This is a genomic window from Curtobacterium sp. Csp1 (assembly GCF_013347185.1).
The window spans coordinates 115,821-139,224 of the sequence record NZ_CP054594.1 but is presented as its reverse complement, the minus strand read 5'-3'; the positions used below and the strand labels follow the sequence as shown (position 1 = coordinate 139,224).

Genomic DNA, 23,404 nt, shown 5'->3' with positions numbered 1-23,404 from the left:
GCGGTGCTCGGGGTCAGGCGGCGGTGCCCTGGAACGGGTTCGTCCAGCGCCACCAGACGCCGGGGTCCTCGATCCCGCGCTCGAGGACGAGCGGCACGGTCACCGGGTCGTGGTCGGAGATCGTGAAGCGCACACGCCCGACCCGATCCCCCGCAGCGCCGAAGGTGAGCTGCTCGAGCGTGGTCTTCGCGGTCACGGTGGTCCGTCCCCAGACCAGGACCTCGGCCGCCTTCGCCGAGACGGCGTCGGCCTCGTCCCGCCACGGCGTCGAGAACGTCCCGAACGTCTGCCCGGCGTGCGTCAGGGTGACGACCTGGAAGTTGTCGGCGACCGAGCGCAGGAGCCGCTGCACGTCGACGTCGAGCGAGTCGTGGTCGACCCCGCCGAGCATCGCCCCGACGACCGTGACGGTCCGGCCGCCCCGCTCGTAGGTGGCGGCGAACAGCAGGCAGGCGCCGGCCTGGTCGAGCGTTCCGGTCTTGATGCCCTCGACGCCGTCCATCCCGAGCAGCTTGTTCGAGTTCTCGATCTGCCCGGCGCCAGGGACCGTGGCCTGCGCGGTGCCGACGATCTCCTTGACCACGGGGTCCGCGAGTGCGAGCTGCCCGAGGTCGACGAGGTCGGTCGCGGTCGAGGTGTTGCCCGCGTCCAGGCCCGTCGGCTCGTGGATCGTGGTGTCGTCGAGCCCGTGCGCGTGCAGCCAGGTCGTCGCGGCGCGCTGGTAGGCGTCCATCGAGCCGAACGCCCAGAGTGCGAGCGCGCCGGCGTAGTTGTTCGCGGACTTCATGAGCATGACCTGCATGGTCTGGTACTGCGACAGCTGCAGCCCCGCGGGCATCGGGGCGACCTCGCCGTTCTGCGCAGCGTAGGTCGCGTAGAGCCCCTGCATCTGCGCGTCGAACGTGATCGTCGGTCCCGCCTGGCCCTGTCGGAGCGGCTTCGCGTCGAGGACGACGAGCGCGGTCACGACCTTCGAGATGCTCGCGATCGACCGGGCCCTGCGGTCCCCGCTCGTCCGCAGGCTCTCCGGGAAGTCGGTGGCCTCGACCGCGGTCGCGCCGTAGCCCGGGAAGGACAGCGCCGGCAGCGTCGAGGTCGGGGCGGCGTACGTCGTGGTCCGCGCGCTCGCCGGGGCGAACGGCACGACGGCCGCCGCGACGAGGAACCCGACGACGAGCACGAGGACGGCGACGACGGTGATCGTCACGGGCCTCCTGATGGCGGAGCGGGGGCGACGGACGACTGCTGGCACGGCACAGGAGCGTACCGGGGCGTGACCGGGTGCCGCGTGTGACGAACGTGTAAAACATCGGCGGGACGGCCCGGTGCGGCCCCGGACGCCCCCTACCGTGACGGACATGCTCCACGGATCCACCCCGGGCACCGCGCCCGTGCCGCCGTCCTCGTCCGCCCCCACCGTGTCTGTCCTGCAACCGGGCACGGGTCCGGTCCGCTCCGACCGGTACCTGCCGGTCGACCCGGAGCAGGCGCTGTGGGGACGCCTGCCGAGCGACGCCGACCGCCCGGTGATGACGGTGCCGTCCGGTGCCGAGGTGACGATCGACACGCTCAGCCACGAGGGGCTCCTGCCGGACCAGGGCAGCGACCCGGTGGCGTTCTTCGCCCGGCACGGCGTGCCCCGCGAGCACGTCCTCGACGACGCGGTCGCCGTGGCCCGTGCCGCTCGCCGCGACCCGGAGCACGACGGACCGCACGTGGTCACCGGCCCGATCGCGGTCGAGGGCGCAGAGCCCGGGGACGTCCTGACCGTCACGGTGCTCGAGACGCTGCCCCGGGTCCCGTACGGGGTCGTGTCGAACCGGCACGGCCGCGGCGCGCTGCACGGCGAGTACCCGGTCGACGGCACGACCGTGAGCGTCTTCGCGGACGTCGTCCCCGGACCGGACGGGCTGCTCGGCCGCATCCCGCTCACCGAGTCCCGCGACCGGTACGCCCGCTTCCCGCTCGCCCCGTTCCTCGGCATCACCGGTGTCGCGACCCCGGGCGAACGGCTCCACTCGGTCCCACCGGGGCGGCACGGCGGGAACGTCGACGTCAACCTGCTGCAGGCCGGAGCCCAGCTGCACCTGCCCGTGCTCGTGCCGGGCGCGTCGGTGTACGTCGGCGACCCGCACTTCGCGCAGGGGGACGGCGAGGTCGCGCTCACGGCGATGGAGGCCTCGCTCCGGGCGACGCTGCGCTTCGACCTGACGCCCGCTGCCGAGGCAGTCCAGCGGTTCGGCGACCTCGTGTGGCCGCTCGTCGAGACGCACGAGTTCCTCGTCCCGACCGGCATGGACCCCGACCTCGACGAGGCCGTCCGGGCCTGCGTCCGGCACGCGATCGCGATCCTCGGCGCCCGCTACGGCATGGAGCCGCACCTGGCGTACGCGTACCTCAGCGCCGCGACCGACTTCAACGTCTCGCAGGTGGTCGACCTCGTCACGGGGGCGCACGCCCGCATCCGCAAGGCCGACTTCGAGGACGTCCGGTGAGCGGGCCGGACGCCCCGGCCGGGCTCCTCGAGGCCCTGGACGCCTACGAGCGCGCCCTCGCCACCGACGACCTCGCCGCGCTCGACGACGCCTTCGTCCGCTCCCCCACGACCCTGCGCGGCGACGACCGCGGTCTGCTCGTCGGCCACGACGCGATCAGCGCCTTCCGCGGCGCGCGCGGTGGGGTCGCGAGCCGGACCCTGACCCGGGTCGAGGTCCGAGCGCTCGCCGACGACCTCGCCCTGGTCGTCGCCGTGTCCACCTTCGACGCGGGCGGCTCCGGCCTGCAGACCCAGCTGTGGCGCCGCCAGGACGGCACGTGGCGGATCGAGGCGGCGCACGTCACCGGACGCCCGCGGGCGTTCGACACCACGGTCTGGCGCGTGCTCGGCGACCCGCTCGTCGCCCCGACCGGGACCGGCCCGCTCGACGGCGAGACCGTCGCCGTGAAGGACCTCTACGCCGTCCCCGGGCACCCCGTCGGTGCCGGGAACCCCACGTACCTGCGGGAGTCGGTCCCCGCCGCGACGGCAGCGGCCGCCGTCGCGGCGCTCCTCGCCGCCGGCGCGTCGATCCGCGGCATCGCGCGGACCGACGAGTTCGCCTACGCGCTCACGGGACGCAACGAACACCACGGCACCCCACCCAACGGGGCGGTCCCGACCGCCGTACCGGGAGGATCGTCCAGCGGCTCAGCGTCGGCCGTCCGTTCCGGGACGGCCGGCATCGGACTGGGCACCGACACGGCCGGCTCGATCCGGGTCCCGGCGTCCTACCAGGGGCTGTGGGGCCTCCGCACGACGCACGGGCTCGTCGACCGGGCCGGACTCCTGCCCCTCGCGCCGTCGTTCGACACCGTCGGATGGCTGACGCGGGACGCCGACACGCTCCTCCGCGCGCTCGACGCCTCGGTGCCGGACGACACCGCCCGACAGCCGGTCGGCGACCCGGTGGTCCTGACGGACCTGCTCGACGCCGCGGACCCGGCGACGCGGGAGGCCTTCCGCGCCGCGGTCGGGCCCGACGTGCCGGAGACCTCCCTCGCCGCGCTCGGACTCCCCGGACTCGACGAGCTGCGCGAGCTGCTCCGGCTGGTGCAGGGCGCCGAGGCCACGGCCGTGCACGGCGACTGGATCGCCGCACACCCGGGAGCGCTCGGCGCCGTCGTCGGTGGACGGTTCGCCGCGGCCGCCGCCGCTCCGGCCGACCAGGTGGCGGCGGCGCGCGAGCGGTTCCCCGTCGTCCGGGCCGCGATCCGCGAGGCGCTGCACTACCGCGCGTTCCTGGCGCCGACCGTGCCCGGCCCGGCTCCCGCGCTCGCCGCCGACGCGGTCGAGCTCGAGCGGGTCCGGACGGCGACGACCGCGATGACCGCGCTCGCGAGCGTCGGCGGCCTCCCGTCGGTGAGCGCGCCGGTGCTCACCGTGGACGGCGCGCCCGTCGGGGGGTGCCTGACCGGCGGGCCGGACACGGACCGCGCCCTGGTGACCGCCGTCGGACGGTGGCTGCCCGCCTGACCCGCCACGATCCTCCCGGCCGGTGCTGCTGCCCGCCGACCGGATCGGTGCCTAGCGGGCCGCCCGCTGCGCGTGGGCGACCGCCCACAGGCCGACGGCGCTCGCCGCAGCCACGTTGAGCGAGTCGACGCCGTGCGCCATCGGGATCCGGACGGTCGTGTCGGCTGCGGCGATCGCGGCGGGCGTGAGGCCCTGGCCCTCGGTGCCCATCACGAGCGCGATCCGCTCGGGGATGTCCTGCACGAAGGCGTCCAGGTCCACCGAGCGGTCGGTGAGCGCCATCGCGGCGAGGTGGAACCCCTGCGCGCGGAGGTCGTCGCCCGCCGCGGGCCAGTCGCCGATGCGGGTCCACGGCACCTGCAGGACGGTGCCCATGCTGACCCGGACGCTCCGTCGGTAGAGCGGGTCGGCGCAGCGCGGGCTGACGAGCACCGCGTCGGCGCCGAGTCCGGCGACGCTCCGGAAGACGGCACCGACGTTCGTGTGGTCGACGATGTCCTCGAGCACGACCACGAGCCGGGCGTCCCGCACGACGTCCGCGACGCTCGGCAGCTCCGGACGGTGCATCGCGGCGAGGGCGCCCCGGTGCATGGCGAACCCGGTCAGCTGCTCGAGCAGGGCGTCGGGCCCGACGAAGACCGGGCCCTCGTGGTCCGCCACCAGGGGCAGCACGCTGTCGAGCCACTTCTCCTGCACGAGGACGCTCCGGGGCACGTGCCCGGCCCGGACCGCGCGCTCGATCACCGTGTTCGACTCCGCGATGTACAGCCCGCCCTCCGGCTCGGAGACCCGTCGGAGCGCCACGTCGGTCAGTCGGGCGAAGTCGTCGAGGCGCGGGTCGTCGAGGGTGTCGATGCGGACGGGGTGCACGGGGCTCGTTTCGTGGGAAGGCGGCTGGGCGGTCGGCTGTTGAGGGTACCGTGGACGACGTGCTGACCGACCCGATGCAGGCCGAGCTGGACCGCGTGGTCGAGCTCCTCGCGGGCAAGCGGATCGCGGTGCTGTCCGGGGCGGGGCTGAGCACCGACTCCGGGATCCCCGACTACCGCGGCGACGGCCGGGTGGTCCGCAAGCCGATGACCTTCCAGGAGTTCCGTTCCGACGCCGCGAAGCGACAGCGGTACTGGGCCGGCTCGCACCTGGGGTGGCGTTCGTTCGCCGCGGCACGTCCGAACGCCGGGCACCGCGCCCTCGCCGCGCTCGAGCGAGCGGGGCTCGTCACCGGGGTCGTCACGCAGAACGTCGACGGCCTGCACCTGCGGTCCGGGTCGCGCCGGGTCGTCGAGATCCACGGCTCGATGGACCGCGCGGTGTGCCTGACGTGCGGGCAGGTCTTCTCACGCGCCGATCTCGCCGCCGTGCTCGACCGCGAGAACCCGTGGATCGACGAACCCGGGAACGTCGAGCTGCAGCCGGACGGTGACGTCGAGATCACCGACGTCGAGCGGTTCCGCGTGCCCGACTGCTCGGTGTGCGGCGGGGTGCTGAAGCCCGACGTGGTGTTCTTCGGCGAGTTCGTGCCGGCCGAGAAGTTCCGCGAGGCCGTGTCGATCGTGGCCGACGCGGATGCGCTGCTGGTCGTCGGGTCGTCCCTCACCGTGAACTCCGGCGTCCGCCTGGTCGACCACGCCACGCGCCGCAAGCACCCGGTCGTCATCGTGAACCGCGGCACCACCCGCAGTGACCGGCGAGCAGCGGTGAAGATCGACGGGGGCACCACCGAGACGCTCGAGGCCCTGGCAGCGCGACTGCTGCCGTCTGCGATGATCGACGGGTGACGACGCTCCTCACCCTGGTCCGGCACGGCGAGACCGACTGGAACGCGCAGCGCCGCATCCAGGGTTCCACCGACATCCCGCTCAACGACACCGGCCGTTCCCAGGCGGCCGCGGCCGCGGCGCTCCTCGCGCGCCGGTCGTTCGACGCCGTCGTCGCGTCGCCGCTCTCGCGCGCGTTCGAGACCGGGTCGATCATCGCCGCCCACCTCGGGCTCGACGTCCCCTCGGCGTACCCGGGCCTCGCCGAGCGGTCCTACGGCGAAGCCGAGGGCCTGACCGACTCCGAGGTCGTCGAGCGGTACCCGGACGACGTCGTGCCCGGCCGGGAGTCGCGGAGCGCCCTGCTCGCCCGCGCCACCGAGACCCTCGGCGAGATCGCGGTCCGCTTCGACGCCGGGTCGGTCGTCGTCGCGACGCACGGCGCGGTGATCCGTGCACTCGTCAACGCCGCCGCTCCCGGCACCGCGGACCGCTGGTCGACGCCGATCCGCAACGGGTCGGTGCACTCGTTCCGCTGGGACCCCGAGCGCTTCCGAGCCGAGCTCGTCCGGTTCGACGACCCGCTGGACGAGGTCTCCGAGCAGACCGGCGACGAATCGTTCGCGGAGCAGAACCCGCTGGAGCGCCGCGGCTGACCCACGACGGCGTCCCGCGGAACCCGCAACCCCCTGACCGTCGCCGGACTACGCTCCGCTGCACGGACGGCCGGCTCCCGGGCCGCCCGACCCGGACGGTGTGAGGGGGACGGCATGGACGCCAGGCGGACCGACGACGACCCACCGTGGTTCGAACGCCCCCTGCCCGACGGTCGGCGCGCCGCCGCGGTCCCGGCTCGGCACGCCGCCGCTGCCTCGGGTCGGCTCGCCGCCGCTGACTCGGGTCGGCACGCCTCCGACGACGACCTGGACCGCGCGTTCGGACCGGACACGGCGGCGGTCCGCGCGGTCACCGGGGCGCAGCGCCTGCGACGGGGGTCCCTCGTGCTGCTCGGGTTCGTGGTCGCCGGCGTCGTGATCGCCGTCGTGCTGTCGACCATCGTCGGCAGCGTGCAGAACGGCGTCGGCGGGGTGTTCCCGCAGCCGCAGGCGGCCCTCGACCGGTTCCGCGCCGACGCCAGCGCGGTCCCGGGCGTGCAGGCGGTCCAGGACCCGACCACCGACAAGCAGGCCTTCGCGGCGTACGACGTGGCCGCGGTCGTCGTGGTCGACACCGCGCTCTCCCCCGGTCAGCAGGTCGACGTGGTCACGCGGCTGAGCGCCGCCGCGGCCGACGCCGGCGGCAACGGCGTCCGGGTGACGGCGATCGCGCGGATCGGGGCGCTCGACGTCGGGGTGTCCGCGGACGCCACCGTCAGCCGGCAGCGGTTCGAGGTCGCCCGCTCGGTCGCGGACATCGGCGGCGTGATGGCGGTGCGCTGCTCCTCCGGGCCGGAACGCACGGCGGACGACGCGGCACTCCAGCGGGTCGTCGTGGTGACCGGCGGGACCGGAGCAGCGCTCGACGCCGTGGTCGCGACCGCGTCGGAGCGGACGCACGCCGTCTTCCCGGGAGCGACGGTCACCGCCGCCGACCGGTGACACGGCAGACCCCACGGGGCACGGCGCGCAGCGGACCACGCCGGGCACCGTGCGCGGCGGACCACGCCGGGCGAGGTGCCCCGGCTCGGGCGACCGTCAGCCGTGGCGTCGCGCCCGTTCGGCCACCGCACGTTCGACGGCCTGCACGACCTGCTCGGCGGAGTCCGCCCAGCGGAACCGCGCGGCCTGCTCCAGCGACGCCGCCGACGCCGTGTCCCAGCGCTCCTCGAGCCGACGGACGGCGGCGGCGACGGCCGCGGGCGACGACGGGTCGAAGTACTCCGCGGCGTCGCCGCCGATCTCACGGAAGATCGGGATGTCACTCACCGCGACCGGTGTGCCGACACCCATCGCCTCGACGAGCGGGATGCCGAAGCCCTCGTCGCGGGACGCCGTGACGAGTGCCGTCGCGGACCGCAGCGTCGCGAGGTACTCCTCGTCGGACGCACCGTCGTGCCACACGATCGAGTCCGCCGGCGCGAGCCCCTCGAGCCGCCGACGGTCGGCGTCGGACACCCGGGACATGCAGTGCAGCGTCCAGTCCGGTCCGAGCAGCGGCAGCGCGGCGGCCAGGGTCTCGACGTTCTTGTACGGCATGTACGAGCCCATGTAGACGAGGGAGCGCTGCCGCCCGGCCGCCGGGTCGCGCGGTTCCGCCGGGTCCGCCGCGTTGTACGCGACCGTGACCGGGCGCTTCGTGAGCCGGTGCTCCGCGATCAGGCCGGCGGTCGTGCGCGAGACCGTGACCACGCCGTCGGCGCCGTCGAGCAGGAAGCGCTGCGGTGCCCAGCTGAGGTGGAAGAGCCGCCAGCCGAGCCGGATCGGCCACGAGAACTCCCGCGGGGGCGTGCGGTTCCGGTAGTAGATGAGGTCGTGCAGGGTCAGCACGAGAGCGTACCGCCGACCACGCGAACCCATGGTCTGCATGGGCGAGAACACCGCGTCCAGGCCGAGCCGGTTGACGACCCGGGCGACGAACGGTTCCCCCGCGTCGGTCGGCGCCGGGACGAGCTCCCACGGCAGTCCCGACGGCAGCGACTCGAGCTGCCGTTCGTCGTGCACGAGCAGCACGGCGTCGTGCCGGTCGGGCAGGTGCGCCGCGATGCCGGCGGTGAAGCGGCTGATGCCGTCGTGCCGCCCGATGCGGACGTACCGGCAGTCGATGCCGATCCGCAGGCGCGTCACGAGGTCGCCCCGTCCGCCCGGCCGGACCCGGTCCGCCGCGGGTGCCCCGCGCGACGCGGTCGGTCGGCCATCCGCCGGAGCACGGCGTCCGCAGCCGCGCCCGGGGTCTCGTAGTGCACGAGGTGTCCGACGCCCGGGACCACCACGAGCTCGGCGTCCCGCAGCCGGGCCTCGAGGGCCCGTTGCTCGGGCACCGCGGTGATGTCGTCGTGCTCCGCCGCCACGAGCAGGACGGGCACGTCGATGCGGTCGGCGTACTCCGACACGTCGTGCGTGACCGAGGTGCGGAACGCCTCGAGCACGCTCGTGCGGTCCGCGAACGCCGAGAAGTACCGGTCGTGCTGCTCGTGCACCCAGCGGCGGAGGTCGCGGTCGTGGCTCTTCAGCATCGCGACGCTCATCGCCCGGACGATCGCACGGTTCCGGAGCAGCCCGAGCCCGAGCGGCCGCGGCAGCAGCGCCCCCGCGCGGTAGTACCCGATCGCGATGCCGGTAGCGACGGCACGCGGCCCCTGGAGCGCCGGCGCGGCGATGGGGTTCACGAGGACGAGCAGCCGGGTGCCGAGCCCGGCGGCGACGGCAGCCGCGGTGACGATCGAGCCGAAGGAGTGGCCGAGCACGACGGTGTCCCGCGTCAGCCCGAGGGCTCGGTGGAAGCCGGTGAGCCAACCGACGTAGCCGTCGATGTCCGACACGGGCAGCGGGTCCGAGATCCCGAAGCCGGGCAGGTCCGGCACGAGCACCCGCTTGCCGACCAGGTGGGCGGCGATCGTCTCGAGGCCGTGGTGGTCGCCGCGGAACCCGTGGACGGCCAGGACCGTCTCCTGCGCGTCGGCCGGCCCGTACTCCCAGTAGTGCGAGGTGCGGCCGTCGACCACGACGGAGCGGTGCACGACGGGCGTCGACGCCGTCAGCGACTGGTACGGGGAGATCACGGGCGCTCGCATCCCGGCCAGTCTACGAAGCGGACCACGCCCCGGACCGCAGCCCACCCCGACGAACCGGACCACGCACCGGACCGCAGCCCACCCCGACGAACCGGACCACGCACCGGACCGCAGCCCACCCCGTCGACGCGCCCCGTGCCTCCAGGCCGGCGGACCGCACGCGACGGAAGGCGACCGAACACGACCCGCGCAACCCGCGGACAGTCGCAGGGCCGCGCGCCTACTGTGGCGGGGACGGGCCACGCCGCCGGCCCGCCGACCTTCGACGAGGAGCACGGTTGACGTTCACGGCCCCGATCCAGCTGCCCGGACTCACGCTCGACCCGCAGTGGCACAAGCGCTCGGTCTTCTACGAGTGCATGATCCGCTCGTTCGTCGACTCGAACGGCGACGGGATCGGTGACATCCAGGGGGTCATCGGCAAGCTCGACTACCTGCAGTGGCTCGGCGTCGACGCCCTGTGGCTGCCGCCGTTCTTCCAGTCGCCGATGCGCGACGGCGGCTACGACATCCAGGACTACAAGGCGATCCTGCCGGAGTTCGGCACCCTCGACGACTTCCGCGAACTCGTGACGAAGGCGCACGAGCGGAACATGCGCATCGTCATCGACATGGTGCTCAACCACACGAGCGACCAGCACGAGTGGTTCCAGCAGTCCCGCGAGGACCCGGACGGCCCTTTCGGCGACTTCTACGTCTGGCGCGACACCGACGAGCACTACCAGAACATCCGCATCATCTTCGTGGACACCGAGGAGTCGAACTGGACGTTCGACCCGGTCCGTCGACAGTTCTTCTTCCACCGGTTCTTCTCGCACCAGCCCGACCTCAACTACGAGAACCCCGCCGTTGTCGAGGCCGTCTACGACGTGGTCCGGCACTGGCTCGACATGGGCGTCGACGGGCTCCGACTCGACGCCATCCCGTACCTGTTCCAGTCCGAGGACGGCAACGGCGAGGGCGAGCCGGAGACGCACGAGTTCATCAAGAAGCTCCGCGCGATGGTCGACGACGAGTACCCCGGCCGCGTGCTCCTGGCCGAGGCGAACCAGTGGCCCCGCGAGACCGCCGCGTTCTTCGGTACCGACGAGGAGCCCGAGTGCCACATGGCGTTCGACTTCCCGGTGATGCCGCGCATCTTCTACTCGCTGCGCGCCCAGCACGCCGCCGAGCTCAAGGCGATCCTGTCGGAGACGCTCGACGTCCCGGAGAAGGCCGCGTGGGGCGTGTTCCTCCGGAACCACGACGAGCTGACGCTCGAGATGGTCAGCGAGGAGTACCGCCAGGCGATGTACGGCTGGTACGGCTACGACCCGCGGATGCGTTCGAACATCGGCATCCGCCGTCGCCTCGCGCCGCTGCTCGACAACTCCCGCGCGGAGCTCGAGCTCATCCACGCGCTGCTGTTCTCGCTGCCGGGCTCGCCGTTCCTGTACTACGGCGACGAGATCGGCATGGGCGACAACATCTGGCTGCCGGACCGCGACTCCTCGCGCACGCCCATGCAGTGGACGCCGGACCGGAACGCCGGGTTCTCGACCGCCGACCCGGGCAAGCTCTACCTCCCGGTCGTCCAGTCGCTCGTCTACAACTACGCGCAGGTCAACGTCGAGGCGCAGCTCGCGCAGTCCCGCTCGCTGCTGCACTGGGTGCGGAACGTCATCCACGTCCGCAAGGCGCACCCCGTGTTCGGGATGGGCAGCCTGCACGTTCAGGAGACGTCCAACGACTCCGTCCTCGCGTTCGTCCGGTCCTGGGAGGGCTCCGGGCAGCAGTTCGGGCCGAGCGCCGAGGACGTCCTGTGCGTGTTCTCGTTCGCGACGAACCCGACGTCCGTCACGGTGTCGGCCCCGGAGTTCGCGGGGCGGCCGCTGTACGACCTGTTCGGCGGCGGGTCGTTCCCGTCGTTCGACGACGAGGGGAACGTGACGCTGACGATGGGGACGCAGTCGTTCTACTGGCTGCACGTCGGACGGCCGGTCACGCAGTAGCGAGCGGACCGGCCTGGAGGCACGGGTCGGGTCCGGCGGGCGGGTCGCGTCGGTCGTGTCGGTGCGTCCGGCTAGCCTCCTGACGTGACGTACTCCGCAGCAGTGACCGACACGTCCGCTCCGGACGCCCCGGTGCAGGACCTCTCCGGTCGCCCCTGGTGGCACGCACTCGGCGTGTTCGACCTCGAGACAACGGGCGTCGACGTCGAGACCGCCCGCATCGTCACCGCGCACGTCGGGCTCATCGACATGACCGGGCGGTCCATCGTCGAGGGCGCCTGGGTGGCTGACCCGGGCATCGCGATCCCCGAGGGCGCCGCCGCGGTGCACGGCTACACCACCGAGCGGGCGCAGGCCGAGGGCCGCCCCGCCGGCGAGGTGGTGGCCGAGGTCATCGCCGCGGTCGAGGCCGTGTTCGCCCGCGGCATCCCGCTCGTCATCTACAACGCCCCGTACGACCTCACGGTGCTCGACCGCGAGGCCCGACGGCACGGCCTGCCCTCCCCCGTTGTCGGCAACGTCGTCGACCCGCTCGTGATCGACAAGGCGCTCGACACGTACCGCAAGGGCAAGCGCACGCTCGAGGCCGCGTCGGCGCTCTACGGCGTGCAGCTCGACGACGCGCACGACGCCGGGGCCGACGCCGTCGCCGCGGGTCGGGTCGCGCAGGCCATCGCCGCGAAGTACCCGGAGGAGCTCGGCGTCTCGGCCGAGGAGCTCCACCGCAAGCAGGTCGGCTGGTGTGCCGATCAGGCGTCCTCGTTCCAGGAGTACATGCGGAAGCAGCGCGATCCGGCGTTCACCGCAGACGGCCGCTGGCCCCACCGCGGGACGGCGCCGAGCATGTAGCATCGCCGCGGGGGCTCGTTCGACTGCGAACGTCCTCAGCCCCTGCTCGACGACGCACCGACCGGGAGACCGCCGCACGTGTTCCTGAAGACCTTCGGGTGGTCCCTCGTGATCACCGTCCTCGCCCTCGCCACGGCGCTGATCTACGGCAGCTGGACCGCCGTCGTGATCACGCTCATCCTCGGTGTGCTCGAGATCAGCCTGAGCTTCGACAACGCCGTCGTGAACGCGCGCATCCTCGAGCGGATGAGCCCGTTCTGGCAGAAGATGTTCCTCACCGTGGGCATCGTCATCGCGGTGTTCGGCATGCGTGTGCTCTTCCCGCTCCTCATCGTCGGCATCACCGCGCAGCTGAACCCGGTCGAGGCCGTCCAGCTCGCGCTCGAGAAGGGCCCGATCGACGAGCCCGGCACGTACGCCTACCTGCTGCACGAGGCGCACCCGCAGATCGCGGCCTTCGGCGGGATGTTCCTGCTGATGATCTTCCTCGACTTCATGTTCGAGGACCGCGACATCCTGTGGCTCAAGTGGCTCGAGCGCCCGCTGCACGTGATCGGCAAGCTCCCGATGGTCAACGTCGTCGTCGCTCTCGTGCTGCTCGCCGTCTTCGCGGTGTCCTCGGGCGACCACCAGAGCGTCGTGCTCATCGCCGGCATCGCCGGACTCGTGACCTACTTCCTCGTCACCGGACTCGGCGGGCTCTTCGACGTCGACGACCCGGAGGACGAGGGCGATGCGCTCGAGAGCACCGACCACATGGTGGCCGAGGCCGACCGCATCGTGAAGAAGCGCCGCCTCGGGCATGTCGCCGGCCGTGCGGCGTTCCTGCTGTTCCTGTACCTCGAGGTGATCGACGCGTCGTTCTCGTTCGACGGCGTGATCGGCGCGTTCGCGATCACCGCGGACCCGATCATCATCGCCCTGGGCCTCGGCCTCATCGGCGCGATGTTCGTCCGCTCGCTCACGGTGTTCCTCGTCCGCCAGGGCACGCTCGACGAGTTCGAGTACCTCGACCACGGCGCGCACTGGGCGATCGGCGCCCTCGCCGTGATCCTGCTCGTCACGATCACGACCGAGGTCAACGAGGTGGTCACGGGCCTGATCGGCGTCGTCTTCATCCTCGCCGCCTTCATCTCCTCCGTCGTCCGGAACCGCCGCAAGGCCGCGGCCGAGCAGCCGGCGGAACCCGCCCAGCTCGTCCACTGATCCGCGCGACGACACTGGTCCCGCGCGGACGACACCGAACTGCTCCAACGAAAGGTCACACCATGGGACTCAGCCTCCAGAAGGGCCAGTCGCTCTCCCTCACGAAACAGGACGGCAGCGCACTGACGCGCGTGCGCCTCGGCCTCGGGTGGGACGCCGTCGCCGCGAAGCGCGGGCTGTTCGGCGGCCGCAAGGAGGCCGAGGTCGACCTCGACGCCTCGGCGATCTTCTTCGACGCCCAGGGCACGCCGATCGACTACGTCTGGTTCAACCAGCTCCGCAGCAAGGACGGCTCCGCCCAGCACACCGGCGACAACCTCACCGGCGCCGGTGAGGGCGACGACGAGACGATCCGCATCGACCTGAGCGCCGTGCACCCCGCCGTCGCGCAGATCGTGTTCGTGATCAGCAGCTACAGCCGCCAGACCTTCGACAGCGTCAAGAACGCGTTGTGCCGGGTCGTCGACGACTCCACCGCCGGTGCACCCGAGGTCGTGCGCTACGAGCTCACCGAGTCCGGTCCGCACACCGCCATGGTGATGGCGAAGGTGGCCCGCGGCTCGGCTGGCTGGTCGTTCAGCGCGATCGGCGAGCGGGCGAACGGCCGCACCGTCCAGGACCTGGTCGCCCCCGCGGCCGCGGCCCTCTGATCAGGGAACAGGAGACCTCCGTGGCGACCCTCTCACTGTCCAAGGGCAACAACCTCTCGCTCACCAAGACCGACCCGGGTCTCCGGCGCGCGATGATCGGTCTCGGCTGGGACCCGCGCACGACCGCCGGTGAGCAGTTCGACCTCGACGCCTCCGCGCTGCTCGTCGGCGCGAACGGCCGGGTGCGCTCGAACGACGACTTCATCTTCTACAACCAGCTGCAGTCGAACGACGGCTCGGTCGTCCACCAGGGCGACAACCGCACCGGCGAGGGCGAGGGCGACGACGAGCAGATCCTCGTCGACCTCGACGCCGTCGCCGCCGACATCGAGCGGGTCGTCATCGTCGTGACGATCGACCAGGCGGACGCCCGTCGGCAGAACTTCGGGCAGGTCCGCGGCGCCTTCTGCCGGGTCGTGAACGACGAGACCGGCAACGAGGTCGTGCGCTTCGACCTCACCGAGGACGCCGCGTCGGAGACCGGCATGATCTTCGCGGAGATCTACCGGTACAACGGTGAGTGGAAGTTCCGCGCCGTCGGCCAGGGCTACGCCACCGGACTCCGGGGCGTCGCCACCGACTTCGGCGTCGTCCTCGACTGACCTCCGCACCCGCACCGACCGCACCACCTGGAAGGACCCGATCATGGCTGGACTCTCCCTCGCCAAGGGCAACAACCTCTCCCTCACGAAGACGAGCCCCGGGCTGACCGTCGCGACGGTCGGCCTCGGCTGGGACCCGCGCACGACCTCGGGCGAGCAGTTCGACCTCGACGCGTCGGCGCTGCTGCTCGGTGAGTCGGGCAAGGTCCGCTCGGACGCCGACTTCATCTTCTACAACCAGCCGCGCAGCGTCGACGGTGCCGTGGCGCACCAGGGCGACAACCGCACCGGTCAGGGCGACGGAGACGACGAGCAGATCACCGTCGACCTGCAGGCGCTCCCCGCCGACGTCGTCCGCGTGGTCATCGCGGTGTCGATCGACCAGGGCGAGGCCCGGCGGCAGAACTTCGGCCAGGTCCGGAGTGCGTACTCCCGCGTGCTCGACCAGGACGGCAACGAGATCGTCCGCTACGACCTGTCCGAGGACGCGGCGCCCGAGACGGCGATGATCTTCTCCGAGCTGTACCGCAACGGTGCCGAGTGGAAGTTCCGCGCCGTCGGCCAGGGCTACACGACCGGCCTCGCCGGCATCGCCACCGACTTCGGCGTCCAGCTCGGCTGAGCCGCTCCCCTCGACCCGCGACCCCGCGACCCCTTCGAACGACCCAGGAGACACCGATGCCCGGACCCCTCGCACCGCCGGAGCCCGCTGACTCGTCCGAGGACGCCCTCGTCCTGCGGCCGGCCGACGCGGCGGAGACGATCACGCCAGACGACGCCCCCGGCATGGTCCCGGTCGACGCCGAGCGGCAGGCGCAGATCGCGGCGCAGGCGCGCGAGTTCGTCGACGAGGTCGCCGCGCTCGACCCGCGCTCCCCGGCCTTCGGCGAGAAGGTCGACGGCATCAACCAGATCGCGGGCAGCGAGATCGCCCGGTCCGGCGGGTTCTCGTCGCGGATGCTCGAGCGGTCGCAGTCCTCGGTCGCGGGGGCCCGCCGGACGGGCGACAGTGCGCAGGTGAAGGTCGCGACGACCCTCGGCGATCTCCGCTCGACCGTCGAGGACCTGACCCCGAACCAGGCCGACCTCAGCACCGGCCGGAAGATCCTCGGGATGATCCCGGGCGGCAACAAGCTCGCGAAGTACTTCCAGCGCTACGAGTCCGCGCAGACGCAGCTCGACCGCATCATCAAGTCGCTCATGGCCGGCCAGGACGAGCTCCGCAAGGACAACGCGACGCTCGCCGACGAGAAGGTCCAGCTGTGGGAGACCATGCAGCAGCTGAGCGAGTACGCCGTCTTCGCGAAGGCGCTCGACCAGGCGGCCGTCACGAAGGTCGAGTCGCTGCGGAACGCCGGCCGCGTGGACGAGGCGCAGAAGCTCGAGTCCGACGTCCTGTTCCCGGTGCGCCAGCGGCACCAGGACATCCTCACGCAGCTCGCGGTCTCGGTGCAGGGGTACCTCGCCATGGACCTCGTCCGCAAGAACAACACCGAGCTCATCAAGGGTGTCGAGCGAGCGCGCACCACGACCGTCGCGGCCCTCCGCACCGCGGTCGTCGTCGCCCAGGCGCTCGCGAACCAGCGCATGGTGCTCGACCAGATCGACGCCGTGAACAACACCACGAACGCGATGATCCTGCAGACGAGCGAGATGCTCCGCGACCAGACCACGCGGATCCACCAGCAGGCGACGAACTCCGGCGTCAGCGTGGAGACCCTGCAGCGCGCGTTCGACAACGTGTTCCAGACGATGGACGCCATCGACTCGTTCCGCTCCGAGGCGGCGAAGAACATGTCGTCGACCGTGAGCGCGCTCGAGGCGGGCATCCAGCGGGCGAAGCCCTACCTGGAGCGTGCGCGGCAGAGCGACGACGACCCCCGGTCGGTCGCCCGATGACCTCCGCGGCCCCGCGCCGTGCGTGACCGCTTCCGGGCGCTCTTCGGCCGGGACGACGACCGTGCCGACCACCGGCACGACGATGGGCGCCGGACGCCGACGCCCGACGAAGCGGCTGCGGCCGCCGCGGCCCGGATCGACGTCCGCGGTGCCGGCGGCTCGGCGGACGACCGTGCCGTCGCCGCCGGGCTCGACGACCTGCGCGCGTTCGTCCGTGCCGCGGGAGCCGACCTGCCGACGGTGATCGCCTCGCGGATCCGCCACGTCGAGGACCTCCTGCGCGAGGCCGCCGACACGACCGTCGCCCGCGGCGCCTCGACGGAGCAGCGCTACCTGTTCCAGGCCGTCGTCGACGACTACCTGCCCACACCCGTCCGCACGTACCGCTCGCTGCCCGCGGCGGACCGGCGCGACGACAGCGACGCCACCCGGACACTCGCCGACCAGCTCGACGTCGTCGCGGAGACGGTGGAGGACATGCACGAACAGATCCGGAGCGGCGCGATCGCCGAGCTCTCCACCCACGGCCGGTTCCTGCGGGAGCGTCTCGGTGACGGCGATCCGGGGTTGCGACTCCGCGGAGCGGACTCGTGAGCGGGCGGCTCGTCCCCGGGGCGAACGCTGCGCTGACGGCCGAGAACCCCGGCCTGACGGCGGTCGTCGTCGGCATCGCGTGGGACCAGATCGTCAGCCGTGGTCCGTCGGCCGAGCTCGTGCCCGTCGCCCTGGTGTGCGGCGCGGACGGACTCGTGCTCTCCGACGAGGACCTCGTCTTCTTCAACCAGCTCGAGAGCGCCGACGCCTCCGTCGCGTACCTCGACGAGTCCGACGACGAGGAGATCGACGTCGACCTCGTGTCGGTGCCGGACGTCGTCGACAAGATCGTCTTCGCGGTGTACCTCGACCCGGACCGCCGCTCCCCCGGCGACCTCGGCTCGGTGCGCTCGATGTCGATCCGCGTCAGCGCGCCGGACGGCCGCGAACTGGTCTCCTTCGCGCTGCCGTCGGACCGCAACCACACCATCGACGCCGTGATCCTCGGCGAGCTGTACCGGCACCGGACGGACTGGAAGTTCCGCGCGGTGGGCCAGGGCTACACGACGGGGCTCACCGGGCTCCGGAACGACCACGGCATCGGTCGGCGGCGATGACCTCGGCGCACCCGTACCTCCGGCGGCGGGTCCGACCGGTGCCGCGGGACACGGCCGGCACGCAGCGCGCTGCGGCGACGCCACCGATCGCAGGACCGACGAACGGCGGCACCCCGGCCCCGGGGATCGGGCTGACCCTGTCCGGCCCCACGGCGCGGACCACCCCCGCCGTTTCCGTCACGTCGTCCTCTCCGCGGCCGCAGTCCACCCCGATCCCGACGTCGACCGGCCCCTCGGCGCGCGTCGCCGCCCGGCTCGCAGCCCGCGCTCGACGGGTCCGTCCGTTCCCGGCTCCGGACCCGCGCGACGTGCAGGTCCTCGACGCCGGGACGCCCGTCGTCCGCGTCGACCGTCGGCGTTCTGCCGTCGCGAGCCTCGTCGTCGCGGGTTGCACGAGCACGGTCTGGGAGAGCACCGACCACGTCGTCGGCGCGGCGACCGTCGACGGCGCCACCGCCGGGCGGGCCGTCGGGACCCCGGGCAACCGGCCGCTCGTCGGGTTCGACGACGGGGTCGCCCTCGTCGCGCTCCGGCACGTCCGCAGTCTGCGCCGTGCGCTGTTCATCGCGAGGAGCGCCGAGCGGATGACCGTCGCCCTGCACGACGGCACCACCCTCGCGGTCGATCCCGGCACCGGTGACACGACGACGATCCTCGCGCTGTCGGTCGTCGACGGGGAGCTCGAACTCCGCGCCGAACCGTTCCCCCGGGCCCCGCACGACGGCGAGGTCTTCGCCGCCTTCGGGTTCACCCTCTCCGCACCGTCGATCGGAGCCTGACCCGTGCGCCACTTCGCCGAGCTCGAACGGAGTGATCCGGACGGGCACCGGGCGTTCTTCCGGCAGCCGCCCGAGGACGTCACCCGGAGCAGCGACACCACCCTCCGCGCGGTCGCCCTCGGCGCGACGCTGTACACACCGGGGATCCGTCCGGACCTGGTCCGTGACGTCCGCCGGCAGCGGGAGCTCGGGGCCGCGTCCATCGTGCTCTGCCTCGAGGATTCGGTCGCCGACGCGGACCTGCCCCGCGCCGAGGACAACGTCGACGCCGCGCTCCGCGAGCTCGCGCGGTCGGAGGACCCCGACACGCTCCCGCAGCTGTTCGTCCGCGTCCGTGACGCCGAGCACCTGGCGCGCTTCGCCGACCGGGTCGGACCAGAGGCGCTCGACGTCCTGACCGGCATCGTGCTGCCGAAGTTCGAGGCGCAGGACGGCGTCGGGGACCGCTGGTTCCGGGTTCTGGACGACTGCAACGCCGGGCGCCCGGACGACCACCGGCTCGTGGTGATGCCCATCCTGGAGTCGCCGTCGATCATCCACCGCGAGACCCGCACCGACGCCCTCACCGCGATCCGCGACGTGCTGGTCGACCGGCGGCGCGACGTCCTCGCGGTGCGCATCGGCGCGACCGACCTGTCGAGCGTCTACGGGCTCCGGCGGCCGTCGCACCTCACGGTGTACGACGTGCAGGTGCTGGCGTCCGTGATCGGCGAGGTCGTGAACGTCCTCGGTCGCTCGGGCGACGGGTTCGTGGTCGCCGGCCCGGTGTGGGAGCACTACCCCGACTCGGACCGGGTCTTCCGGACGCAGCTCCGCTCGACGCCGTTCGAGCAGGCGGGCGACCTCGCCCTCCGCCGCAAGCTGTTGCTCGAGGGCTTCGACGGGCTGCTGCGCGAGGTCACGCTCGACCGCGCGAACGGCCTGACCGGCAAGACGGTGATCCACCCCCGGCACGTGCCCCTCGTGCACGCGATGTCGGTCGTCAGCGACGAAGAGTTCTCCGACGCCGAGGACGTGCTCGCGAACGCCTCCGGCGGTGCGGCGGCATCGCGCTACGGCAACAAGATGAACGAGATGAAGCCCCACCACGAGTGGGCCGAGCGCACACTGCTCCGGGCCCGTGCGTTCGGGGTGGCCGCACCCGACGTGACCTTCGTCGACCTGCTGGAACGGAGCCTGCCGTGACCCTGCCCACGCCCCCCGACCTCGGGGTCGTGCTCAGCGACGCACCGAAGAACACCGACGCACCCGACAGCACCGCAACCGTCCCGCTCGGCGACCTCGTGCGCGTCGCCCTCCGACGGAACCCGAAGCGCGCGCACCTGCTCGTCTCGACCGTCCTCGCCAAGCACGTCCCCACGGTGCCGGCCGTGGCACTCGCCGCCGGCGAGGTCCTGGGCGCCCGCGTCGCCGACGTCCTCGACGACGGAAGCCGCGTCGACGACGCGACGATCGGTCGCCTCACGGCCCTGCTGCCGACGGCCACGGACGGGGAACGGGACCGCGCCGACCGACACCGCGCCGCGACCACGCTCCGCACCGACCTCGCCGTCCACCGCCCGGACCACCCGGACGTCCTCGTGCTCGGCTTCGCGGAGACCGCCACCGCACTCGGCGCGATGGTCGCCGAGACCCTCGGCGCGCAGTACCTCCACTCGACCCGGCACGATCCCGAGGGTGCCGTCGCCGCGGCGGGCTTCGACGAGGCCCACTCACACGCGACCGCCCACCGACTGCTGCCGGAGGACCCGGACTGGCTCCCCGCCGACGGCACGGTCGTCCTCGTGGACGACGAGCTGAGCACGGGCGCGACCGCCCGAGCCACCATCCGCGCGCTCCACGCCCTCGCACCGCAGCGACGCTGGGTGGTGGCGACCCTGGTCGACCTCCGGACCCCGGCGGACGTCGCGGCCACCGACGCCCTCGGTGACGAGCTCGGCGCGCCCGTGACGGTCGTCGCGCTCGGGCGGGGCGCGGTCTCGCTGCCAGACGGCCTGCCGCAGGCGGCCGCCGACCTCATCGCCGCACACGCCGTCGACCTCCGGCCAGCCTCCGCAGGGATCGACACGAGCGCCGACGCGGGCGCCGCGACCACCAGCGGCGGCACCAGCCACGTCGGGACCGGGGACGACCCGTCGGACGCACCCCGTGCCTCCCGGCCGGCCGCCGAGGTGACCACCCTGCGCGCCGCGCCGACCGCGACGGACCGCACCGGCGTCCCCGCGAGCCGCACCCGCCTGCCGCGCACCGACGTCGAGGGCACCGCCGCCGACCTCCGGCCCCTGCTCGGGGCCGCCCCCGGACGCGTGCTCGTGCTCGGCGCCGAGGAGCACATGCACACGCCGCTCGTCGTGGCGGACGCGCTCCGGCGCACCGGGCTGGACGTGACGTCCTCGACCACCACCCGCTCCCCCGTCGCCGTGCTCGACGACCCCGCGTGGCCGGTGCGGTCCGGGATCCGGTTCCGGTCGCGCGAACGGACCGTCGACGGTCCGGGTGAGCGGTACGCCTACAACGTCCGCGGCTTCGACGCGATCGTCGTGCTGCCCGAGCCGGGGACGGACCGCGCGCTGCTCGACGGCGACGACGGCCTCCTCGCCGCCCTGGCCGCGGTGACGCCCCGGGTGGTCCTCGTCGAGTCGGCGCTCGACCGGTCCGGCGGCTCCCCCGCCGACACCGGGCCGCGTCCGCTGACCGGGCCGTCGTTCGGGTCGTACGAGCCCGACGACGTCACGTGGCTGCTGCAGGACCTGGCCGACGTCGCACTCGAGGCCGACACCGCCGACCGGGAGCGCGCGATCCAGCTCGAGGGCGCCAACTACGCCGAGTCGCTGCCCGTCGAGTACGTGCCGTCGCCCGCCTACGAGCGGCTCTACGAGGACGCGCTGCACCGCTCGGCCGACCGCGTGGCCGAGGCGGTCGGCACCGTGACCGAGCTCGTCCTGCACGACCGGGAGCGTCCGGTGCTCGTGTCCCTCGCCCGGGCCGGGACCCCGATCGGGATCCTCGTCCGCCGCTGGGCTGCCCGGTACCACGGCGTGCTGCTCCCCCACGTCACAGCGAGCATCGTCCGCGGCGTCGGCATCGACGAGACCGCGCTCCGGTGGCTCGCCGCCCACCACGACCCCGACCAGGTCGTCTTCGTCGACGGCTGGACCGGCAAGGGCGCGATCACCCGGGAGCTCACGGCCGCACTCGACCGGTTCGCGGAGACCGACGGCGTCCGGTTCCGGGACGACCTCGCCGTCCTGGCCGACCCGGCGGGGTGCACGCCGTTGCACGGCACCCGGGACGACTACCTCGTGCCGTCGGCGTGCCTCAACTCGACGGTGTCCGGCCTGGTCTCGCGCACGGTGTTCAACCGGTCGGTGACGCCGCTCGGCACGCTGCACGGTGCGAAGCAGTACCGGCACCTGGGCGACCGCGACCACTCGCGGGCGTTCGTGGCCGCGATCGAGGACCGGTTCGACGCCGTCCGCCCCCGGGTGATCGCCGCGCTGGCAACCGACGCGGCGCAGGCCCCCACCGCGGCCCCGGCCGCCGACCGCGCCGTGGACTGGCGGGGCATGCGCACCGTCGAGGCGATCGGCGCCGAGTACGGCATCGAGGACCTGCACCTCGTCAAACCCGGTGTCGGCGAGACGACCCGCGTGCTCCTCCGCCGCGTCCCGTGGCAGGTGCTCGTCCGCGACCCCGAGGACGTCGACGTCGCGCACGTCGTCGCGCTCGCTCGCGAACGCGGCGTGCCCGTCGTGACCCGGCCGGACCTGGCGTACAGCTGCGTGGGGCTCATCCACCCACTCGGCAGCCGGGTCGTCGAGCAGCCCGTCACGGCGGCCACGCCGTGAGCGCCGTCGTCGGGTTCGACCTCGACCGCACGCTCGTCTACTCCGCGGCCGCCCTGCTGCTCGAGGGCCCGGACGACCAGGCACCGCCGCTCGTCGTCGCCGAGGTGTACCAGGGCGCGCCCCTGTCCTTCATGACCCGTCCCGCCGAGGACGCCCTCGGCGCCCTCGGCGCGCGCGCGACCGTGGTGCCGGTGACGACCCGGACCGTGGCGCAGTACCGGCGGATCCGCCTGCCCCTGCCCACGGACGGCTGGGCGGTCACCACGAACGGGGCCGTCATCCTGCACGGCGGCACGCCGGACGCCGACTGGGCGGAGTCCCTCCGGTCGGACATCGCGTCCTCGTCGGCGCCGCTCCCCGAGGCCGAGGAACGCTTCCTGGGCCTCCTGCCCACCGGCGCCCTGCTCCGGAACCACCGCGCCGAGGAGCTGTTCGTCTACGCCGTCGTCGACCGCGCGGCGCTTCCCGACGCCGCGCTGCAGGACCTCGTCGCCGCGCTCGACCTGCTCGGGTGGGTCGTGTCGCTCCAGGGCCGCAAGCTGTACGCGGTGCCCCGAGCGATCCGGAAGGAACGTGCCCTCGCCGAGGTCGCCGCGCGTGTCGGCGCCACGACCACCGTCGCCGCGGGCGACTCGCTGCTCGACCGGGACATGCTCGCGTGGGCGGACGTCGCGCTCCGGCCGGCGCACGGCGAGCTCCACGCCGTCGGGTGGACCGCGCCGCACTGCACCGTGACGCACGCCGCGGGCGTGCGCGCCGGCGAGGAGATCGTGGCGCTGGCCGCGGCGGCGGTCGCGCGCGCCTGACCGCGCCGGGCCGCGCAGCCGGGACGCGCGCCGGCCGGGCCGCGCCGCCTGTCCGCCCGCGTCCGCCACGCGGCCACCCACCGGCCTGGAGGCACGGTGCCGCCCCGCCCCGCGCCTCCCGTCC

22 protein-coding genes are annotated in these 23,404 nt (G+C 73.3%); 18 read left to right on the top strand and 4 right to left on the bottom strand.

The window, feature by feature from the left end; translation table 11 throughout:
- Nucleotides 1–13: 13 nt before the first annotated feature.
- A complete protein-coding gene (locus HUN58_RS00630) occupies nucleotides 14–1,207 on the bottom strand; it encodes a D-alanyl-D-alanine carboxypeptidase family protein (protein ID WP_180225309.1) in 1,194 nt (397 codons plus the stop codon).
- 151 nt (nucleotides 1,208–1,358) lie between these two features.
- Here HUN58_RS00630 and HUN58_RS00625 point away from each other — a divergent pair, with 151 nt between their 5' ends.
- The gene (locus HUN58_RS00625; RefSeq protein WP_180225310.1) at nucleotides 1,359–2,495 is read left to right on the top strand and encodes an acetamidase/formamidase family protein; all 1,137 of its coding nucleotides are present in this window, start codon (nucleotides 1,359–1,361) and stop codon (nucleotides 2,493–2,495) included.
- Nucleotides 2,492–4,012 carry an AtzH-like domain-containing protein gene (locus HUN58_RS00620; protein WP_180225311.1) on the top strand — a complete coding sequence of 507 codons (1,521 nt, stop codon included), beginning with the start codon at nucleotides 2,492–2,494 and terminating at the stop codon, nucleotides 4,010–4,012. The genes HUN58_RS00625 and HUN58_RS00620 overlap by 4 nt, the downstream gene beginning before the upstream one ends.
- A gap of 51 nt (nucleotides 4,013–4,063) precedes the next feature.
- Here HUN58_RS00620 and HUN58_RS00615 read toward each other — a convergent pair whose 3' ends face one another.
- Nucleotides 4,064–4,882 carry an RNA methyltransferase gene (locus tag HUN58_RS00615; protein WP_180225312.1) on the bottom strand — a complete coding sequence of 273 codons (819 nt, stop codon included), beginning with the start codon at nucleotides 4,880–4,882 and terminating at the stop codon, nucleotides 4,064–4,066.
- Between the two features lie 74 nt (nucleotides 4,883–4,956).
- Between HUN58_RS00615 and HUN58_RS00610 the strand changes: the two genes are divergently transcribed.
- From HUN58_RS00610 to HUN58_RS00600, 3 genes are all read left to right on the top strand, one after another.
- The gene (locus HUN58_RS00610; RefSeq protein WP_058740909.1) at nucleotides 4,957–5,790 is read left to right on the top strand and encodes a Sir2 family NAD-dependent protein deacetylase; all 834 of its coding nucleotides are present in this window, start codon (nucleotides 4,957–4,959) and stop codon (nucleotides 5,788–5,790) included.
- A complete protein-coding gene (locus tag HUN58_RS00605; RefSeq protein ID WP_180225313.1) occupies nucleotides 5,787–6,425 on the top strand; it encodes a histidine phosphatase family protein in 639 nt (212 codons plus the stop codon). The genes HUN58_RS00610 and HUN58_RS00605 overlap by 4 nt, the downstream gene beginning before the upstream one ends.
- Before the next feature lie 114 nt (nucleotides 6,426–6,539).
- Nucleotides 6,540–7,367 (top strand): hypothetical protein, encoded by an 828-nt coding sequence (locus tag HUN58_RS00600; RefSeq protein ID WP_180225314.1) that lies wholly within the window; start codon nucleotides 6,540–6,542, stop codon nucleotides 7,365–7,367.
- Nucleotides 7,368–7,463: 96 nt separating this feature from the next.
- Here the strand turns inward: HUN58_RS00600 and HUN58_RS00595 are convergent, their stop codons facing one another.
- Complete coding sequence (locus HUN58_RS00595) at nucleotides 7,464–8,543, bottom strand: glycosyltransferase family 1 protein (protein ID WP_114850117.1); 1,080 nt, start codon at nucleotides 8,541–8,543, stop codon at nucleotides 7,464–7,466.
- Nucleotides 8,544–8,548: 5 nt separating this feature from the next.
- The gene (locus HUN58_RS00590) at nucleotides 8,549–9,499 is read right to left on the bottom strand and encodes an alpha/beta fold hydrolase (RefSeq protein WP_180225315.1); all 951 of its coding nucleotides are present in this window, start codon (nucleotides 9,497–9,499) and stop codon (nucleotides 8,549–8,551) included.
- Between the two features lie 278 nt (nucleotides 9,500–9,777).
- Between HUN58_RS00590 and treS the strand changes: the two genes are divergently transcribed.
- From treS to HUN58_RS00525, 13 genes are all read left to right on the top strand, one after another.
- Nucleotides 9,778–11,490, top strand: a complete 1,713-nt coding sequence (gene treS, locus HUN58_RS00585; RefSeq protein WP_180225316.1) for a maltose alpha-D-glucosyltransferase — start codon at nucleotides 9,778–9,780, stop codon at nucleotides 11,488–11,490.
- Between the two features lie 132 nt (nucleotides 11,491–11,622).
- Nucleotides 11,623–12,339 (top strand): 3'-5' exonuclease, encoded by a 717-nt coding sequence (locus HUN58_RS00580; protein WP_058740911.1) that lies wholly within the window; start codon nucleotides 11,623–11,625, stop codon nucleotides 12,337–12,339.
- Between the two features lie 78 nt (nucleotides 12,340–12,417).
- The gene (locus HUN58_RS00575; RefSeq protein ID WP_114849908.1) at nucleotides 12,418–13,545 is read left to right on the top strand and encodes a DUF475 domain-containing protein; all 1,128 of its coding nucleotides are present in this window, start codon (nucleotides 12,418–12,420) and stop codon (nucleotides 13,543–13,545) included.
- Between the two features lie 62 nt (nucleotides 13,546–13,607).
- Complete coding sequence (locus HUN58_RS00570) at nucleotides 13,608–14,195, top strand: TerD family protein (protein ID WP_180225317.1); 588 nt, start codon at nucleotides 13,608–13,610, stop codon at nucleotides 14,193–14,195.
- A gap of 20 nt (nucleotides 14,196–14,215) precedes the next feature.
- Nucleotides 14,216–14,797: a TerD family protein gene (locus tag HUN58_RS00565; protein ID WP_180225318.1), complete on the top strand. Its 582-nt coding sequence runs from the start codon at nucleotides 14,216–14,218 to the stop codon at nucleotides 14,795–14,797.
- 43 nt (nucleotides 14,798–14,840) lie between these two features.
- Nucleotides 14,841–15,419, top strand: a complete 579-nt coding sequence (locus HUN58_RS00560) for a TerD family protein (RefSeq protein ID WP_058740895.1) — start codon at nucleotides 14,841–14,843, stop codon at nucleotides 15,417–15,419.
- A 56-nt stretch (nucleotides 15,420–15,475) separates the two neighbouring features.
- Entirely contained in the window at nucleotides 15,476–16,696 is a 1,221-nt protein-coding gene (locus HUN58_RS00555) for a toxic anion resistance protein (RefSeq protein ID WP_141861623.1), read from the top strand.
- An 18-nt stretch (nucleotides 16,697–16,714) separates the two neighbouring features.
- Nucleotides 16,715–17,290 carry a hypothetical protein gene (locus HUN58_RS00550; RefSeq protein WP_180225319.1) on the top strand — a complete coding sequence of 192 codons (576 nt, stop codon included), beginning with the start codon at nucleotides 16,715–16,717 and terminating at the stop codon, nucleotides 17,288–17,290.
- Entirely contained in the window at nucleotides 17,287–17,847 is a 561-nt protein-coding gene (locus tag HUN58_RS00545; protein ID WP_141861627.1) for a TerD family protein, read from the top strand. Before HUN58_RS00550 ends, HUN58_RS00545 begins: the two co-directional genes overlap by 4 nt.
- Complete coding sequence (locus HUN58_RS00540; RefSeq protein ID WP_114849914.1) at nucleotides 17,844–18,626, top strand: hypothetical protein; 783 nt, start codon at nucleotides 17,844–17,846, stop codon at nucleotides 18,624–18,626. The genes HUN58_RS00545 and HUN58_RS00540 overlap by 4 nt, the downstream gene beginning before the upstream one ends.
- A 3-nt stretch (nucleotides 18,627–18,629) precedes the next feature.
- Nucleotides 18,630–19,811, top strand: coding sequence for an HpcH/HpaI aldolase/citrate lyase family protein (locus tag HUN58_RS00535; protein WP_180225320.1), 1,182 nt, complete (start codon nucleotides 18,630–18,632; stop codon nucleotides 19,809–19,811).
- Complete coding sequence (locus HUN58_RS00530; RefSeq protein ID WP_217488568.1) at nucleotides 19,808–22,474, top strand: phosphoribosyltransferase domain-containing protein; 2,667 nt, start codon at nucleotides 19,808–19,810, stop codon at nucleotides 22,472–22,474. Before HUN58_RS00535 ends, HUN58_RS00530 begins: the two co-directional genes overlap by 4 nt.
- Nucleotides 22,471–23,280, top strand: a complete 810-nt coding sequence (locus HUN58_RS00525) for an HAD family hydrolase (protein WP_180225322.1) — start codon at nucleotides 22,471–22,473, stop codon at nucleotides 23,278–23,280. Before HUN58_RS00530 ends, HUN58_RS00525 begins: the two co-directional genes overlap by 4 nt.
- The last annotated feature ends 124 nt before the right edge of the window (nucleotides 23,281–23,404 follow it).